We start from the raw sequence: 17314 nt of genomic DNA, 5'->3' as shown, positions 1-17314 counted from the left end.
AATCCGGCGGGCCAATCCCCAGTTGTAGGCAAACCGGGCGGTTCCGGCATGTTTGGCCAGGAGGATGCGCTGGGCTACATTCGGTTTTAACTCGTAGCGATAGGCCCGGTTAATCTTCACGCGCCATCGCCTCCAATGCCTTTTTGGCCTTGTTTTTGGCGGACCTGCGGCCATACAGCCGGGTGCAAAATGAGGTGAGCACTTCTATCATGTCCTGCACCAGGTCGTCCTTCATTTCGGTTTGGTCCATGACAACAACCCGCCTCCCCTGGGCCGCAAGGGATGATTCCACATATTCAAAGCCAAATCGCATCAGACGGTCACGGTGTTCCACTACGATCACTCGAACCTTTGGATCTGCCAGCAATTTCATTAACTTCGGGCGGTGTCCATTTAAGCCGGAGCCGATCTCCATAACGGCTTTTCCGACTTCCCACCCTTGTTCGTTGGCATAGGTCAGCAGGCGGGAAATTTGACCGTCCAGGTCGCTTTTCTGGTCTGCGCTGGATACTCTCGCATACAGCGCAACTTTCCCTGGTGGTTCGCCCCTTTCTTTGACCAGAATCGTCCCGGTCGGCGTTTGCTCGGCTGGAACGGGCAATTTCCCGGCCTTGAACCATTTCCAGGCGGTTCTATATGTGATTCCGTTTATCTTCGCCCATTCACTTAGCTTCATAGAAATATTATATCATAAGGGGTCATATATTTCTATGGTTTCTTTAGCTGTTTAGAACCCCATGATGTAAGAAAGAACCCCGGAATACATCAGCCGGTCGGGGCGGATGGAAGCTTCCCGGCCGGATCAGCCCGTTCAACAACAGGGATTTATTCTTCCGCCCCTTCCCGCTCCAGGCCGTAGGCCTCCATCTTGTACTGCAACGCCCGGCGGCTGATATCCAAAAGCCGTGCCGTGCGGGACTTGTTTCCTCCGGTGCGCCGCAGCGCTTCGCCAATCAGGCTGCGCTCCACCTGCTGCACGGCTTCCCGCAGGGTGGGCAGGCGCCCGCGGCCAAAGGCGCCCTCATACGGTTCTTCCCCGTCCCGTCCCGCCCCGCTTCCCGGCGGCGCTTGATCGCCCGCCGCTTTTCCGGGAGCGTGAAACACCGCCGTACCGCCGCTCCATGCACTTCCGGCAGGCGTTTGGTTTCCCGCCGCCCTTTCCGGCGGATCTGTTCCGGCCTCCCGCCCGGTTGCGGCCGGCAGGCCTTCCGCCAGGTGCTCGGGGCGGATGACCGGACCGGCAGTCATAATCACCGCCCGCTCGATCACATTTTCCAGTTCGCGCACATTGCCTGGCCAGTGGTGGCTTTCCAGCCGGGCCACAGCCTCCGGGGAAAGCAGCAGCGGGCATTTGTCCAGCCGGCGGCAATACTTTTGCACAAAAAATTCGGCCAGTAAAGGAATGTCCCCGGTACGTTCCCGCAACGGCGGCAGAGTGATATTGACCACGTTTAAACGGTAAAAAAGATCCTCCCGGAATTCACCGCGGGCCACCATCCCGGACAGGTTCCGGTTAGTCGCAGCCACCAACCGGATATCCACCGGCCTGGCCTTCAGCCCGCCCAGGCGCTCGATTTCCCTTTCCTGCAGCACCCGCAGCAGCTTGGCCTGCAGTGCCGGCGTCATCTCGCCGATTTCATCCAGAAAAACCGTACCCCCGTCGGCCAGTTCCAGCTTGCCCGGCTTGGGCCGGCCCGCCCCGGTGAAGGCGCCTTTTTCATAACCGAACAATTCGCTCTCCAGCAGTCCTTCCGGCAGGGCGGCGCAGTTCACCTTGATCAGCGGCTTCGGCCGGCGCGGGCTGTAATGATGGATCAGCCCGGCCACAATTTCCTTGCCCGTGCCGCTTTCCCCCTGGATGAGCACGGAGGCGTCGGTGGGCGCCACCCGGCCGAGCATTTTGAATATCTTCTGCACCGCGGTGCTTTGCCCGATAAACTGCTCCTCCGGCGACCCGCCGTTTTGCCTTTTCAACTGCGCCAGTTCCTGCCGCAACCGCTTTACTTCCAGCGCCCGTTCCACCACGACACCGCCACCCGGCCGTCCGCCATGGCCGTTTCCACCGCCAGCCGGCCGCCGCCGGACATGACCTGCACGGCGTTGAGGGCCAGGTTTAAAAAGACCTGTTTGATCTGCTGGCTGTCCACCGGCACCGCAGGCAGACCGGCGGCCGGCGCAAACTCCACCGCCACCTGCCGTTTTTCGGCCTGCCCCTTGATCAGCAGCAGCACCTCGTCCACCAGCTGGTTGATATCCGCCGCCAGCAGGAAATTCTCCCGCGGCCGGGCGAAGTCCAGCATCTGCTGAATGATCCGGTCCACCCGCAGCACTTCCGTGGTGATGATGTCCGCATGTTGATGCAACTCGCCCCCCGGGGGCAGGACACGGGCCAGATACTGGGCGAAACCGCTGATCGCCGTCAGGGGGTTGCGGATTTCATGGGCCATGCCGGCGGCCAGTTCACCCACCGCGGCCAGACGCTCCACCCGGCGCACCTGTTCTTCCAATTCCTCGCGCCGGTCCACCATATCGTTGATGGCAGCTGCTATTTCCCCCATCTCGCCGGGCAGGGGGCGCAACCGCAGTCCCGGACCGTGCTTCAGTCGTTCCAGTCCATCCTTGATCGCCTCCACCCGGCAGGCCACCCGGTTGGACAACAGCGCCGACCCGGCCAGGGCCATGAGCAAGGCCAGCAAGAGCACAGCATAGAAGGGCCGCAGCATGTTCACCACCTGATCGTGCACGGCGGAAGTGAAAACATTCGCCCAGATATAGCCGATCACCCGGCCGTGCCGCCGGATCGGGATCATGGCATTGACAATGTCGCCCCGCACCAGGTTGCCGATCTGCACCTGCGGCCGGCCGTCGGCCATCACCTGCCGTCCCCGGTGGTCTTTGCCGATGGACAGGCCCACTTTGTCCTGGTACTGGCTGCTCGGACCGTAAGTGATAATTGCATCCAGATCCCGGGAGTAGTAACCCACCCCCACCCCCGGATAGGCGGCGGCCACCCGGTCGGTGACGTCCCGCAGGGCGCGGTTCAAGGCCCGGATTTTTGTTTCCCGGTTGGCGCCGGTCAATCCCTCTGCCGCCAGGATATCGTTAAAACTGCCCGGCATCGCCTGATCCAGCTGCCGGGCCAGGCCGTACAACCACCATTCCTTTTCCCGCAGCAATCCCTGGGAGGCCTTTTGAATCATGAAGTAACTGGTGGCCACCAGAGGCACCACGGCAAGCAGTATGGTCAGCAGCATCAATTGATAGCGCAGGCGGTGAAAGGAGAACATCAGCGCACCTTCCGGAAAATTGCAATTTTTCAAACCGGGACAATGCTAAATACTTTCGACATCCCCGGCCGCCTTCCTGCCGGCCGGCTCCGGCCGGAAACAATCCCCTGTCCGCCAGACGGGGTTAAACCAGCGACTGCTTGAAAATTCCACTCACACCTGATATACTGTAATTACAGCATATCAGGGGATGGTGTCTATAATGCCAATCGTTCAAGTTCAAAAACGGATGTTAATCAGTCTTGCTCAAATCGCCAAAAAGATTGACTTGCATGAAGGCGATCATGTTTTGATCGAGCAGCGGGACGGCGGGATTTTTTTAAGGCCCGTGGAATGGGTGGATAAAAACCAGAAGTATTTTTGGACAAAAGAGTGGCAGGAAAAGATGCGCCGCAGCCGGAATGCGTTGGAAAATGGTGAATATAAGACATTCGACAGCATGGAGGACGCTGTAAAAGACCTGGAGGCTCTCGCGGATGCCCACAGTAATAAAAACAAAACCATTTGATGAAGATTTTTTGAGGCTTGCGTCCGGTGAACAGAAGCAGGCTTTAAAAGCTCTTCATTTTCTTGCCGTCAACCCGGGGCATCGCTCATTGCACACACACAAAATCGAAGGCACGGAATTTTTTGAAGCCTATGTAAACATGGATGTTAGAATTATTTTTGAGCGCACCGGGGACACAATTATACTGCACGCCATCGGCCACCACGACATCTTGCGGGGGAAGTAGCCGGAAGGGGAAAACCCTTCCGGCTGCAATCAGGATAACATTATCAGCCCATCACCGCCCGGACGGCCTCAATGAGCTGCTTTTCGCCGGGAATATAAAACTGCTCCAGCGGCGGGCTGAAGGGAACCGGTATGTCGGGGGCGGCCACTCTTTTCACCGGCGCCTTGAGAAAGCCGAAGGCTTCTTCCGCCGCCAGCGCCGCAATCTCCCCGCCAAACCCGCCGGTGCGGCAGGCCTCGTGCAGCACCACCAGGCGCCCGGTTTTTTGCACCGAGTTGAGCACTGTTTCCCTGTCCAGCGGGGCCAGCGTGCGCAGATCCACCACTTCCACGTCAATGCCCTCCCCGGCCAATGCCGCCGCCGCTTTGAAGGCCGCGCCGAGCATTTTGGACCAGGTGACCACCGTCACATCGGCGCCCGGTTTCTTGATCTCCGCCGCGCCGAGCGGCAGGACGTATTCCCCCTCCGGCACCGGCCCCGGAACAAAGTAAAGCGCCATGTCCTCCAGGAAGACGACCGGGTTGTCGTCGCGGATGGCCGCCGTCAAAAGCCCCTTGGCGTCGGCCGGCGTGGCCGGCATGACCACTTTCAGGCCGGGGCAGTGGGCCACCCAGGCCTCGAGATTGTGGGCATGCTGGCAGCCGGCGCTGCCGCCGGCGCCCGACTTAATCCGCACCACCAGGGGGAATTTGCTTTTGCCGCCGGACAGATAGCGCAGCTTGGCGGCGTGGTTGACAATCTGATCCGAGGCAATGGTGAAAAAGGGGTTGAACATAATTTCCACCACCGGCCGCAACCCGATCACCGCCGCGCCCACCGCCAGACCGGCAATGGCGGCCTCCGAAACCGGGGTGTCCTTCACCCGTTCCGGGCCGAACTCCTTCAACAGGCCGTACGTGGGCATCAGCGGCGACTCATGAATGCCCTGCCCGACACCCTCGCCGGCAACGAAGACATCCGGATCCCGGTGCATTTCTTCCGCCAGCGCCTGCCGGATCGCCTGTCCCATGGTCAGTTGCTGCATGTTCATGCCCCCCTTTTAAACATAAACGTCTTCCAGCGCTTCTTCCGGCGCCGGCCAGGGACTTTCCTCGGCAAAGCGGACGGCTTCTTCAACCACGGCGGAGACTTCCTCTTCCATCTCCACGAGCGCCGCTTTGGTCACCAAGCCGTCCGCCAGCAGCCGGTTTTCCAGTCCTTTGACCGGACAGCGCTGCATCCAGACGGCAATCTCTTCCTTGGGCTGGTAAACCTGGTGGTCCAATTCGCCGTGGCCGCGCCAGCGGTAGGTCTTGCATTCGAGCAGCGCCGGACCCTCCCCGTCCAGACAGCGCTGCCTGGCCCCGGCCACCGCTTCGTAAACAGCCACGGCGTTGTTGCCGTCCACCACTTCACCGGTCATGCCGTAGGCCGCGGCACGCAAAGCAACATCTTTAACCCTGGTATGCTCCTCCATCCGCTGGGCGCCGGCATAAACATTGTTTTCACAAATGAAGATCACCGGCAGGCGCCAGAGCGCGGCCAGGTTCAAAGCCTCGTGAAAGCTTCCTTCGTCCGCCGCGCCGTCGCCGAAGAAACACACGGTGACACTGCGGTTTTTCTTGTACTGCTGGGCAAAGGCCGTACCAACGGCAATGGGAATCCCCCCGCCCACCACGGTGGTGGTGCACAGGGCGTTTACTTCAGGCGCGGCGATATGCAGCGTGCCGCTTTTTCCCTTGTTGTAACCGGTGCGCTTACCGAAAATTTCCGCCATAATCAGCTTCGGATCGGCTCCCTTGGCAATCAGGTGACCGTGGCTGCGGTGGTTGCCGATGATCACGTCGTCCGGCTCCAGCGCCCCGCAGGCGCCGGCGGCCACCGCTTCCTGGCCGGTGCAGAGGATCATCATGCCGGGAATTTTTCCTTCCACCCGGCAGAGCTCAACGAGCTTTTCTTCAAACCGCCGGATCAGCAGCATGTCCTTGTATAAGGCAAGCATTTTTACCCCGGTCAAATCATTCGCCCCCCTTTTAATCATCCGGCAAAAAACGTCCGTCCCCGCCGGACATGAACCGCTTCCGGAACATGCCCGGGGCTTCTCCGCGAAAGGTTCCCGTGAAAACACCACACATGTGAAGGCGGGAACAATGTCTGCGGCAGTCCCTCCTTTTTTTAACCTTTTTAATTATTATACCGTCAAATCCTCATTTCGGCAAAACAATACTTCCGGGCCGGCGGCAGATTTTGCCGCCCGTGCCGGGAAGAAACAGCTTACGATCCGTGCGCGCCCGCCGGCCGGGGACAAAACGGCGGCCGCCCGGACGGCTGCACAGCGCCGGAAAAACCCCGGCCGTCATTATAGCCCCGGATGATTTTTGCCGGCCAGACCCGGCCGCACACGCCCCGGAGAATTCGCCGGCCGGACCCGGCCGCACACGCCCCGGAGAATTCGCCGGCCGGACCCGGCCGCTCACGCCGCCGGCGCCTTGTTCGCCTCCTCCAGATCCCTTAAAAAGTCCTCCAGCCCGTCCAGGTAGGCCAACGGTTCGGCGGCGGTGCTGCGCGTTTTCAGCCGGATTTCGAATTCCCCGTCCGTATTGCTGAATTTGACCCGGTTGGCGTAGTGCTTGCCCACCCGGACCAGCGCCTCCCCGGTCAGTGCGTGGCCGGGGGCGAACTGCAGACGGAAGGCGCCCGGCTGGGCGGAAATGGCCCGCACGCCCAGCGAACCGGCCAGCGCCCGCAGGCGGGCCACCACCAGCAGTGTCTGCACCGGCGGCGGCGGGTCGCCGAAGCGGTCCAGCAGTTCATCCGCCAGCTCGGCCACCTGCTCTTCCTCGCGCACCCGGGCCAGGCGGCGGTAGATGTCCACCTTCTGGTTGCCGTCGCTGATGTAGCTTTCCGGTATATAGGCCTCCACGGGCAGCTCGATGGAGGCTTCCACCGCCTGCGGCCGCGCCTCGCCGCGGGCCTCCCGCACCGCTTCCTCCAGCATGCGGCAGTAAAGGTCGAAGCCCACGGCGGCGATATGGCCGTGCTGCTCGGCGCCCAGCAGGTTGCCGGCGCCGCGGATTTCCAGGTCGCGCATGGCGATTTTGTAACCGGAGCCGAATTCGGTGAACTCCCGGATGGCGGCCAGCCTCTTTTCCGCCACCTCGTTGAGCACCCGGTCGCGCCGGTAGGTGAAGTAGGCGTAGGCCAGCCGGTTGGAGCGGCCCACCCGGCCGCGCAGCTGATAGAGCTGGGACAGGCCCATGTTGTTGGCGTCCTTGACAATCAGCGTATTCACATTGGGCATATCCAGCCCGCTTTCGATGATGGTGGTGCAGACCAGGACGTCGTATTCGCCGTTGATGAAATCGATCATGATCTGTTCCAGCTCTTCCTCCCGCATCTGCCCGTGGGCCACCGCCAGGCGGGCTTCGGGCACCAGCGCCTGCAGCCAGGCGGCCACCTGATCCAGATCCATCACCCGGTTGTGCACGAAATAGGTCTGGCCGCCCCGTCCCAACTCCCGGCGCAGCGCCTCCCGGATTAACACCGGATCTTCCTCCAGCACGTAGGTTTGCACCGGAAAGCGGTTTTCCGGCGGCGTTTCCAAAACGCTGGTATCACGCACTCCGACCAGGGACATGTGCAGTGTGCGCGGAATCGGAGTGGCCGTCAGCGTGAGCACATCCACATCCTGGCGCAGCTGCTTCAGCTTTTCCTTGTGCGCCACCCCGAAACGCTGCTCCTCGTCCACCACCAGCAGTCCCAGGTTCTTGAACACCACGTCTTCCTGCACCATGCGGTGGGTGCCGATGACAATATCCACCCGGCCGGAGGCCAGCCCGGCCAGCACCCGGCGCTGCTCTCCGGGCGTGCGGAAACGGCTTAAAGTTTCAATGGTCACCGGATAGCCGGTGAAGCGCTCGCGGAAAGTGTTGTAATGCTGCTGGGCCAGAATGGTGGTGGGCACCAGCACGGCCACCTGCTTGCCGTCCATCACCGCTTTGAAGGCCGCCCGCAGGGCCACTTCCGTCTTGCCATAGCCCACATCCCCGCAGAGCAGGCGATCCATCGGCCGGGGGCGCTCCATATCCGCCTTGACTTCGGCCACGGCCGTCAACTGGTCCGGTGTTTCCTGATAGGGGAAGGCGGCCTCGAAATCCTGCTGCCAGACCGTATCAGGGCCGAAGGCGTAGCCGGGCAGGGACTGCCGGGCCGCATAGAGGGCCAGCAGTTCGTGAGCCATTTCCTTGACGGCCTCTTTGACCCGCCCCTTGACCCGGGACCATTCCGCGCCGCCCAGGCGGGACAGGCGGGGCGCCTCCGCCTCGGCGCCCAGATACTTCTGGATCAGGCCCACCTGATCCGTGGGCACGTACAGTTTGTCCGCGCCGGCGTACTGCACCAGCAGGTAGTCCTTCTGCACACCGCCGATATCCAGGGAAACCATGCCTTTGTAGCGTCCGATGCCGTGGTTGACATGCACCACGTAATCGCCGGTTTTTAAATCGGCCAGGGGCTCCAGGCGCTCTTCCGTCCGCGGTTTGGTACGCCGGGGCCTTTGCCAGCCGCCAAAGATTTCCGCTTCCGTAACCACCACCAGACGGCCGGTATCCAGCTGAAAACCGGTGGCCAGGCTGTGCAGACAGACCATCACGTTCCCCGGCCGCACCTCGTCCTCCCGGCAGTCACCCCGGAAAGCGTCCAGACCGGCGGCGCGCAGGGAGTCAATCAGGTGACCGGCGCGCTCCGCGCTGTTCACCAGCAGCACCACCGCATTGCCCGCCCGGCGCCAGCTGCGGATCTCATCGGCCAGCACGTCCAGACGGCCGAGGAACGAAGGGATGCTCCGGGTGGGGAAACTAACCACGTTTTGCGGCTGAATAAACTGCGGCTGCCGGGGCAGGAAGGAAAAGAACACCGTCCGGCAGCGGTCGAGCTTCTCATACAGGCGCCGCCAGTCCACATAACCCTGAAACTGCCCGGGCAGCACCCGGCCGGCGGCCAGCAAATCACTGTATGTTTCACTGCGTTCCCGGCCGACGCTTTCGGCCACTTCCCGCACCCGCAGCGGATCGTCCACCACGGCCAGGGCGCCGGCCGGCAAATAATCCAGCAAAGTGTAGTCGTCCCGGAAAAAATAAGGCAGAAACTGCTCCAATCCGGGGAAATAGCCGCCGGCGGCAATCTGCTGGATCACCGTCTCACCCAGTTCCACCAGCCGGTCGCGCACTTCCAAAGTGGCATTTTTGGTAATTTTCTTTAATTGCAGGCGATAGTCGGTTTCCAGCACATCCAGCGCCCGGGAGCGGCTTTTTTCATCCACCACCAGTTCCCGGGCCGGATAGATGTCAACCGCGCCAACGTTCTCCGCCGAGCGCTGGGAGTCGACATCAAAGGAGCGGACGGAGTCCACCTCGTCGTCAAAAAACTCGATGCGCAGGGGCATTTCCGCAGTCAGGGGAAAAATATCCAGAATGCCGCCCCTTACGGCCAGCTGACCCGGTCCTTCCACCAGCTCCACCCGCTCGTAACCCAGCTCAACCAGGCGCTGCAGCAACTGCTCCAAATCCGTCCGCTCGCCAACCGCCAGATGCACAAACGCCCGGCAAAAGTTTTCCGGCGGCGACAGCCGGCGCAGCAGCGCCTCCACCGGGGCCACCACCACCGGCTTCTCCCCCCGGCACAGCGCGGCCAGCACCATCAGGCGCCGGGCCGGAATCTCCCGGCCGTGCGCCAGCACCTGCAGGGGCAGCAGCTGCCAGACCGGGAAATGATACACCGGCCGCCCGGGCAGCAGCACGGCCAGGTCGTCGGCCAGCGCCGCCGCCTCGGCGTCGCCCGGAGTGAGAATGAGCACCGGGGGGCCGGCGGCGTCGACCAGGCCGGCCGCCACCAGGCTGCGCTGGGAACCGGCCAGTCCGAAAACCAGCTGCCGGGAAGGGGTTTTCTGCAGCCCCCGGAGCAAATGCCCGTATTCCGGTGTGTCCCGCAAAGCGGATAATAAACCGTCCATGCTTTTCTCCTTTTAAACCATGAGGTAAAAATTTCCTTGCCGTTTTATGCATCACAAAAAGAGCTTTAGCGCGGCTAAAGCCCTGGCCTTCCTGCGACTTGAGAATGCTCTCCTCAAATTATATTATACAGTATCCTGATCCGCTTGTGATCTTAATTTTTCCGCCTGCCAAAACTTTCCCGGAACACACCGTGATTATCACGGCCCGTACGCCTGCCGGCGCCCGGAGCCGGGCGGAAAACAGGCGTCCATACTTTAACCTTTTCCATTGCGCCACATTTTTAAACGTGAGAAAAACGGAAGACGCCGCCCCGGCCGCCTGCTGATGCGCCGACGGAAAAGCCTCCGCAAACGGCTGAAATAAGCCGGAAGCATGCCGGAACTATGATCCGGATCAATGTTTTGCGGAAAAAATGTGTTGGTTGGGAAAACCCGGCCCGATGCGGGGGAAAGGAGCGGCCGCCGGTACGGGCGATTGGCAGGAAGCCCGGCCGTGCGGCCGCTGTTGCAGATTAATCAAAAATATCTTCGAAAATGCCGAAAAGACCCTTCTTTTTCTTTTTATGAGGATAATGCTGATCTTGGTAATACTCATGTTTGCGGTAACGGTAATCATCATGATCATGATCATGATCATGATCATCGTCATGATCATATTCGCCGCTGTATCCATGACCCGGCGGGAAATCATCCTGAAATTCGCGGGCCATTTTGACGATCTTTTCCAGCTCCCCGCCATCAAGCCAGATACCACGGCATGCCGGACAAACGTCCAACATAACGCCATAGCGGGGTACTTCCTTCAACGGCCGGTTGCAGACGGGACAATCTTTCATCCAATCACTCCTCATTCTGTAATTTGTTAACTATTATAACCAATAACAGCCGGATTGACAACCAGAGCACCAGATGCCCGGCGGAAGCCGGGGTCAAATACAAAAACCCCGGCCGGGGTGCCTGATTACTTTAAGGCGGCCCGGCTTTTTGTTTGCCAGGGAACTTATGCATGTAAAAATCCAAAAATTGCGTAAAATACCTGGTAAGGTATCAGACAGAATAAAGGCGCATCGAAAAACGCATCCGGGTAATTTGGCGCGCTGCTGTAACTGAATTGGCGGATGGAGGCCGGCGGGCATGAAGGACGGGGCGCTTCGTTCCCTTGAGCAACTGGCCCGGCTGTACGGCGTCATAACTGAATACCGGGACTTCACCGGGCGCCTCCGGCGGGCATCGCCGCACGCACTGCTGGCCGTCCTCGCCGCGTTGGGGGCGCCGGTGGCCGGTCCGGCGGACATCCCGGACGCGCTGCGCCGGCGCAGGCAGGAATTGTGGCTGCGCAGCTGCGAGCCGGTGGTGGTTTGCCGGGCCGGTAAAGATCCGGGCCTGGAATTACGCCTCGCGGACAACCGTTGGAAAGGCGGCATCCTCTGTCACCTGGAGCCGGAAAAGGGTGAGCCGCGGCAGTGGACCTGCGACCCGGCCGGCCTTCCCGTTATGGGCGCGGAAAAGGTGGCCGGGGTTGAATACACCGCCCGGCGGCTCCCCCTCCCCGCCGGACTGCCCCCGGGCTATTACCGGCTGATCCTCCATCTGCCGGACGGCATCTGCGAAAGCACGCTCATATCCGCACCGGCCCGGGCGTACAACCTTCCCGCCGGTACCGGCAGGATCTGGGGGACGTTTCTACCGCTCTACGCCCTGCGTTCGGACCGGAGCTGGGCCGCCGGCGACATCACCGACCTGGAAATGCTCCTGCACTGGATCCGTGGCCGCGGGGGCAGCCTGGCCGGCACTCCGCCCATGCTGGCCGCCTACATGGACGATCCTTTCGACCCCAGTCCTTACGCGCCGGTAAGCCGTATGTTCTGGAATGAGTTTTATCTGGATGTGACCCGGGTTCCGGAACTGGTACGGTGCCCGCAGGCGCGGGATTTAATCGCTTCCCCGGACTTCAAGGCGCAGGTTGCGGCACTGCGCCGGGCGCCGCTGGTGGATTACCGCCGGGGTATGAAGTTAAAACGCCGGGTCCTGGAAATGCTGGCGCGCTGCTGTTTCGCGGCGGAATCTGCGCGGTTGGCCGCCCTGCACCGGTGGACGGCGGAAAACCCGGCGGCACGGGATTACGCCCGGTTCCGGGCCGTGGCCGAACAGCGGCGCTCCACGTGGATTGAATGGCCGGAACCGCTGCGCAGCGGGAACTTGCGGCCGGGGGATTTCGACCCGGAAGCGGAGCGGTATCACCTCTACGTGCAGTGGCTGGCCCGGGAACAGTTTGGCGCACTGGCGGACCGGGCGCGGGAGCACGGAACGGGGCTCTACCTTGACTTCCCGCTGGGAGTCCACGCCGGCGGATACGATGTGTGGCGGGAGCGGGATGTCTTTGCCACTACGGCCGCCTGTGGCGCGCCACCCGACGCATTGAACGCCCGGGGACAGAACTGGGGGTTCCCGCCCCTGCACCCCGGGCGCTTGAGGGAGCGGGGCTACCGCTATTTTATCGCCTGCCTGCGCCATCACATGCGGCACGCCGGCTTCCTGCGCCTTGACCATATCATGGGGATGCACCGGCTTTACTGGATTCCCGCCGGTTTGCCGGCGGACGGGGGGGTTTACGTGCGCTACCCGGCCGAAGAGTTTTACGCTGTTTTGAGTTTGGAATCCCGGCATCACCGGACCGTGCTGGTAGGCGAGGACCTGGGCACCGTCGAAGGCAGTGTCAGGGAGACATTGACCCAAAACGGTATTCACCGCATGTACGTGCTGCCCTTCGAATTCAAGCCGGTGCCCGGCCGGGGGCTGAACCGCGTTCCCGCCGGCTCCCTGGCCTGTCTGAACACACACGATATGCCGCCCTTCACTGCTTTCTGGCGGCAAAGCAAGCCGGCAACCCGCGCGGCTCTGGCCGGGTTTCTTTACCGCCGGGGACTGCTCTCCGCCGCCGGAAGAAACGTGCGGGCGGTGCTGCAGGGCTGCCTGAAATACCTGGCCGCCAGCCGGGCGCGCATTTTGCTGGTGAACCTGGAAGACTTGTGGCTGGAAACGGCGCCCCAGAACGTCCCGGGCACGGGCGTGGAAAAACCCAACTGGCGGCGCAAGGCACACCGGAATTTCGAAAACTTCAGCCGGGCGCCGGGCGTATTGAAAATATTGGCGCAAGTAGACAGGCTCAGGAAACGGGGGTTAAGCAGGTGACAGATAGCGGGCATATGGATGCCAACCCGGCGACAGGGGAATGCCCCGGGGCGGTTTATCTGGGTGACGGTCGCTGCCGGTTTCTGGTTTGGGCCCCGCTGGCCGGGCAGGTGAATGTACGCATCGTCTCCCCCCGGGAGCGCATTCTGAACTTGAAGCGTCAAAAACGCGGTTACCACCGCGGGGTATTTGAAGACATTGAACCGGGCAGCCTTTACTTTTACCTTTTGGACAAAGAGAAAGAACGGCCCGATCCCGCCTCCCGCCACCAACCGGAAGGCGTACACGGACCTTCCCGGGTGGTGGATACCGGCGCATACGCCTGGACCGACCAGTGCTGGCCCGGTCCGTCCCGGCGCGACCTGGCACTGTATGAACTTCATGTGGGCACCTTCACTCCGGAGGGGACCTTCGATGCTGTGACAGCTCAACTGGACGAACTGAAGGCTTTGGGGATCAACACCCTGGAAATTATGCCCGTGGCCCAGTTCCCGGGAAGCCGCAACTGGGGGTACGACGGGGTTTATCCCTATGCTGTACAGCATTCGTACGGGGGACCGGAGGGCTTGCAGCGGCTGGTGAACGCCTGCCACGGGAAGGGGCTGGCCGTGATCCTGGACGTGGTATATAACCACCTGGGACCGGAGGGTAATTACCTGGCTGATTTCGGCCCTTACTTCACCAATCGCTACACCGGTCCCTGGGGCGCCGCGGTCAACTTCGACGGGCCCGGCAGTGACGAGGTGCGGCGCTTCTTCATTCAAAACGCCCTCTACTGGCTGACCGGCTTCCACCTGGACGGATTCCGGGTGGACGCCGTGCATGCGATCAAGGACTTTTCAGCGCGGCCCTTCCTGGAGGAATTGAACAGTGCGGTGCACCGGCGGGGTGAAAGGCTGGGGAAAAGAGTGTATATGCTTGCGGAAAGCGACCTCAACGACCCCCGGGTAATCCTCCCGCCGGTAATGGGGGGATACGGGTTTGACGCCCAGTGGACCGACGATTTTCACCACGCCCTGCATACCCTCCTGACGGGGGAGCGGGACGGGTATTACCACGACTTCGGCGGTTTGCGGCATCTGGCCCGGGCCTTCGGCCGGGGATACGTTTACACCGGCCAGTATTCGGAGTACCGCCAACGCAGGCACGGCCGTTCACCCCGCATCTGCCCCGCCCGCCAGTTTGTGGTTTTTGCTCAAAATCACGACCAGGTGGGCAACCGCGCCTGCGGGGAGCGGCTTGCCGCCCTGACCTCTTTTGACGGATTGAAGCTGGCCGCCTGTACGGTAATCCTCTCCCCCTTTGTTCCCCTGATTTTTATGGGCGAGGAATATGGTGAAACGGCGCCCTTCCAGTACTTCACCAGCCACCCCGACCCGCGGTTGGCCGCGGCGGTAAGCAAGGGGCGGCGGCAGGAGTTCGCCGCCTTCGGTTGGGAGGGCGCAGTGCCCGATCCGCAGGACGAAAACACTTTTTTACGCTCCCGGCTCAACTACGGACTGCGCAGCCGGCATCCCAACCGGGTGCTGTACGCGCTTTACCGGCAGCTGCTGCAGCTGCGCCGTGAATTGCCGGCTCTGGCGGATCCGGACCGGGAGAATATGGAGGTGCTGGGCCTGGAACCGGAAAATGTGCTTTTCATCCGGCGCTGGAGCGGCGCGGACCAGGCGTGCCTGGTGCTCTCCTTCAACCGGACCGGTACGGCCGTCACCCTGCCCGTGCCGGCCGGGCGCTGGCGTAAACTGCTGGACACTGCGGATGAACGGTGGCTGGGGAAAGGAAGCACCACGCCAACGGAATTCAGCTCGCCGGGGAAAATGGAAGTTATATTGGAACCCGAAACCTGTGTTTTATTCCAGAAATTAAAGGAGGATTAACTGCGATGGAACGTTATCTGTGCATCCACGGTCACTTTTACCAGCCGCCCAGGGAGAATCCGTGGCTGGAAGCCGTTGAATTGCAGGACTCGGCCCATCCCTACCACGACTGGAACGAGCGGATCACCGCCGAGTGCTACGCGCCCAACACTGCAGCGCGCATCCTGAACGAAAAAGGCTGGATCAGGGACATCATCAACAATTACAGTAAAATCAGTTTTAATTTCGGTCCCACGCTGCTGGACTGGCTGGCAGCGAACGAACCGGAAACCTACCGGGCGGTAATCGAATCCGACCGGGAAAGCAGGCAGCACTTTTCCGGGCACGGCTCAGCCTTCGCCCAGGCCTATAATCACATGATCATGCCCCTGGCCAACCGGCAAGACAAGATTACCCAGGTGATCTGGGGAATCAGGGACTTTGAAAGACGGTTCGGCCGCAGACCGGAAGGAATGTGGCTGCCGGAAACCGCGGTGGACCTGGAGTCCCTGGACATCATGGCTGAACAGGGCATCAAATTTACCATCCTTACCCAGTACCAGGCCCGGCGGTTTCGTAAAATTGGGGACGGTAACTGGCAAGAGGCCGGCCCCGGCGGCATCGACCCCTCCAGGTGCTACAGGCTGAACATTCCGGCCACGGGACGGTCGATCAACATCTTTTTTTACGACGGGCCTATTTCGCAGGCCGTTGCCTTTGAAAAATTGCTCACCAACGGTGAGCGTTTCGCCAACCGCCTGCTGGGCGGCTTTTCCGATGCGCGAACCTGGCCCCAACTGATGAACATCGCCACCGATGGTGAAACGTACGGGCACCACCACCGCCAGGGGGAGATGGCGCTGGCTTACGCCCTGCACTACATTGAAACCAAAAAGTTGGCCCGGATTACCAATTACAGCGAGTTTCTAGCCCTGCATCCGCCCGGCCACGAGGTGGAAATCAACGAGAATACCGCCTGGAGTTGCGCTCACGGGGTGGACCGGTGGAAGCGCGACTGTGGCTGCAATACGGGCATGCACAAGGGATGGAACCAGGCCTGGCGCGCGCCGTTGCGTCAAGCCATGGACTGGCTGCGGGATTCGCTGGCGCCCTTGTTCGAGGAACAGGCCCGCCGGTATCTCAAAGACCCCTGGGCGGCGCGCAACGATTACATCGATGTGGTACTGGACCGTTCGCCTGAAAACCGGGACCGGTTCCTGGCCGCCCATGCCACGCGGCCGCTGGATGAAAAAGAGCGGGTCGCCACGTTCAAACTGCTTGAAATGCAGCGGCATGCCATGCTGATGTACACCAGTTGCGGCTGGTTTTTCGACGAGATATCGGGAATTGAAACGGTGCAGGTGATCCAGTACGCCAGGCGCGTTATCCAGTTGGCCCGGGCTCTTTTCAACTTCAACCCGGAACCCCGTTTTCTTGAGATCCTGCGGGAGGCCAAAAGCAATATACCCGGGTTCCGGGACGGCGCCAACATTTACGAGAAACTGGTTACCCCGGCGATGGTGGATCTGCCGAAGGTGGGCGCCCATTACGCCATCAGCTCACTGTTTAACGATTATGGTGAAAAAACACAGATTTTCTGTTATAACATTGATCGCTTGAGCAACCAGATGCTGGAAGCGGGTACGACAAAGCTGGCGGTGGGGCAGGCGCGGGTCACCTCGGAAATCACCCTGGAGTCGGCCACGATCGACTACGGGGTCATTTACTTCGGCTATCACAACATCAGCGGCGGCGTCCGGGAATTCGACGGCGGGGAGGAGTACCGGAAAATGGAGCAGGAAGCTGCCGCTGCTTTTAACCGGGCTGTTTTCCCCGAAGTGATCCGGCTGCTGAGCCAATATTTTAAGAATGGTGTAATTTACTCGCTCAAGCAGCTTTTCCGGGATCAGCAGCGCAAAATCATGGACCGGATCCTCGACTCCACCCTGGCTGAGGTGGCGGAAGATTACAGGAAAATCCATGACCGTAACGCTTCACTGATGTTGTTTCTAAAAGAAATGAACATTCCCCTGCCCCATGCCCTGGTATGCGCCGCCGACTTTTACCTGAATACCAGCCTGCGCAAAACCATCGCCCGTGATCCGGAGAACATGGAGTTGATTGACAACCTGTTGAAAGAGGCGGATACCCTGGGTATAAAGCTGGAAAACGAAGGTCTTGGTTACGTGCTGGAAAAAAGTTTACAAAAAGAGGCGCTGCAGCTCCAGGCCGATCCCGGTATAATGGACCCATAAA

The 17314-nt window shown here is 61.0% G+C and carries 13 protein-coding genes; 5 read left to right on the top strand and 8 right to left on the bottom strand.

Going from position 1 to position 17314, the window contains the following annotated elements; all coding sequences use genetic code 11:
* From A6M21_RS18005 to A6M21_RS12785, 4 genes are all read right to left on the bottom strand, one after another.
* A partial coding sequence (locus A6M21_RS18005; RefSeq protein WP_242868845.1) for a helix-turn-helix domain-containing protein occupies positions 1-174 on the bottom strand: 174 nt, incomplete at its 3' end.
* Positions 110-676, bottom strand: a complete 567-nt coding sequence (locus A6M21_RS12795) for an IS607 family transposase (protein ID WP_066669406.1) — start codon at positions 674-676, stop codon at positions 110-112. The genes A6M21_RS12795 and A6M21_RS18005, both read right to left, overlap by 65 nt.
* A 149-nt stretch (positions 677-825) precedes the next feature.
* Positions 826-2025, bottom strand: a complete 1200-nt coding sequence (locus A6M21_RS12790; RefSeq protein WP_201721896.1) for a sigma-54 interaction domain-containing protein — start codon at positions 2023-2025, stop codon at positions 826-828.
* Positions 2001-3287 (bottom strand): histidine kinase dimerization/phospho-acceptor domain-containing protein, encoded by a 1287-nt coding sequence (locus tag A6M21_RS12785; RefSeq protein ID WP_151191937.1) that lies wholly within the window; start codon positions 3285-3287, stop codon positions 2001-2003. The genes A6M21_RS12790 and A6M21_RS12785 overlap by 25 nt, the downstream gene beginning before the upstream one ends.
* A 202-nt stretch (positions 3288-3489) precedes the next feature.
* Between A6M21_RS12785 and A6M21_RS12780 the strand changes: the two genes are divergently transcribed.
* Complete coding sequence (locus tag A6M21_RS12780) at positions 3490-3795, top strand: AbrB/MazE/SpoVT family DNA-binding domain-containing protein (protein ID WP_066669401.1); 306 nt, start codon at positions 3490-3492, stop codon at positions 3793-3795.
* A gap of 88 nt (positions 3796-3883) precedes the next feature.
* A complete protein-coding gene (locus A6M21_RS19380; RefSeq protein ID WP_345788103.1) occupies positions 3884-4021 on the top strand; it encodes a hypothetical protein in 138 nt (45 codons plus the stop codon).
* A gap of 43 nt (positions 4022-4064) precedes the next feature.
* Here A6M21_RS19380 and A6M21_RS12770 read toward each other — a convergent pair whose 3' ends face one another.
* The 4 genes from A6M21_RS12770 to A6M21_RS12745 all read right to left on the bottom strand — a co-directional run bounded on the left by A6M21_RS12770 (position 4065) and on the right by A6M21_RS12745 (position 10846).
* Complete coding sequence (locus A6M21_RS12770) at positions 4065-5045, bottom strand: alpha-ketoacid dehydrogenase subunit beta (protein WP_066669398.1); 981 nt, start codon at positions 5043-5045, stop codon at positions 4065-4067.
* 15 nt (positions 5046-5060) lie between these two features.
* On the bottom strand, positions 5061-6017 hold the full coding sequence (locus A6M21_RS12765; protein ID WP_242868844.1) for a thiamine pyrophosphate-dependent dehydrogenase E1 component subunit alpha: 957 nt from the start codon (positions 6015-6017) through the stop codon (positions 5061-5063).
* 456 nt (positions 6018-6473) lie between these two features.
* Positions 6474-10010 (bottom strand): transcription-repair coupling factor, encoded by a 3537-nt coding sequence (gene mfd / locus A6M21_RS12755; protein WP_066669395.1) that lies wholly within the window; start codon positions 10008-10010, stop codon positions 6474-6476.
* A 512-nt stretch (positions 10011-10522) separates the two neighbouring features.
* Complete coding sequence (locus A6M21_RS12745; protein WP_066669392.1) at positions 10523-10846, bottom strand: TFIIB-type zinc ribbon-containing protein; 324 nt, start codon at positions 10844-10846, stop codon at positions 10523-10525.
* Positions 10847-11144: 298 nt separating this feature from the next.
* Between A6M21_RS12745 and malQ the strand changes: the two genes are divergently transcribed.
* From malQ to A6M21_RS12730, 3 genes are read left to right on the top strand one after another with little or no spacing between them, the layout of a single operon-like run.
* On the top strand, positions 11145-13202 hold the full coding sequence (malQ, locus tag A6M21_RS12740) for a 4-alpha-glucanotransferase (RefSeq protein ID WP_066669390.1): 2058 nt from the start codon (positions 11145-11147) through the stop codon (positions 13200-13202).
* Positions 13199-15079: a malto-oligosyltrehalose trehalohydrolase gene (gene treZ / locus A6M21_RS12735; protein ID WP_242868843.1), complete on the top strand. Its 1881-nt coding sequence runs from the start codon at positions 13199-13201 to the stop codon at positions 15077-15079. The genes malQ and treZ overlap by 4 nt, the downstream gene beginning before the upstream one ends.
* A gap of 5 nt (positions 15080-15084) precedes the next feature.
* The gene (locus A6M21_RS12730) at positions 15085-17313 is read left to right on the top strand and encodes a DUF3536 domain-containing protein (RefSeq protein WP_066669386.1); all 2229 of its coding nucleotides are present in this window, start codon (positions 15085-15087) and stop codon (positions 17311-17313) included.
* Position 17314 lies beyond the last annotated feature (1 nt).

Origin of the sequence: Desulfotomaculum copahuensis (assembly GCF_001655685.1) — a bacterium.
Lineage (GTDB): Bacteria > Bacillota > Desulfotomaculia > Desulfotomaculales > Desulfovirgulaceae > Desulfotomaculum_G > Desulfotomaculum_G copahuensis.
Note: the sequence above shows the minus strand (reverse complement) of the source record. Positions and strands in the feature narration are given on the sequence as shown.